The organism is Nonomuraea ceibae, from assembly GCF_019396325.1.
Lineage (GTDB): Bacteria > Actinomycetota > Actinomycetes > Streptosporangiales > Streptosporangiaceae > Nonomuraea > Nonomuraea ceibae.
This window is the reverse complement of record NZ_JAHKRO010000253.1, coordinates 1-679: the sequence shown is the minus strand read 5'-3', so window position 1 is coordinate 679 and position 679 is coordinate 1. Positions and strand designations below refer to the sequence as shown.

The window sequence follows — 679 nt, the reverse complement described above, 5'->3', positions numbered from 1 at the left end:
CGGCCGTAGTACTGCATGTCGGCGATCAGGTCCTGCCGGCCTCGGTGGCGGGCCAGCAGGTCGGGGTCGGCTTCGAGCATGCCGAGCAGGGTGAGGCGTTCGTCGGCCTTGGCGCCGGTCAGGGCGAAGGCGACGGGCAGGCCGCCCAGGGTGCACAGCAGGTGCAGGCGCAGGCCCCAGAAGAAGCGGGAGTGGGAGGGGCAGTAGCCGTACTCGGCCCAGCCGGCCAGGTCGGAGCGCTGGGTGGTCTGCCGGGAGCGGCCGCACTCGACCGGGGTGGAGTCGGCCACCCACACATCGTCGCTCCACAGGCTGGTGTCCCGGCCGAGAATGCGGATCAGGTGGAGCACCAGGCCGGTGGCGGCGCGCAGGCGCTTGTTGTAGCCGGACTGGCCGGGCAGGTAAGGAAACAGGCCGGTCAGGTGGGCGCGAGCGTAGCGCAGCCAGCGCCGCTCTGAGGTGAAGCCGAGCAGCGCCGACAATACCGCCAGCGTCACCAGCTCCGCGTCACTGAGCCGAGGCTGCAGCCCGGTCACAGGCCGCTCGGGAGCCAGATCCGGAGAAGCGATCAGCTGATCGTCGATCTTCACGTACAGTGCTGTCGCGAGGGTGTTCAGTTCTGTCGTCACAAACGGATCTTGAACGCCCTCGCTTCATGTCCGCAGCCGAACAGCTGATC

1 protein-coding gene is annotated in these 679 nt (G+C 68.8%); it reads right to left on the bottom strand.

Features of this window, described 5'->3' with window-relative positions; all coding sequences use genetic code 11:
• Window positions 1-629 (bottom strand): IS982 family transposase (locus KME80_RS49820; RefSeq protein WP_219520124.1); only part of this gene is annotated, 629 nt, incomplete at its 3' end.
• Window positions 630-679: the final 50 nt, after the last annotated feature.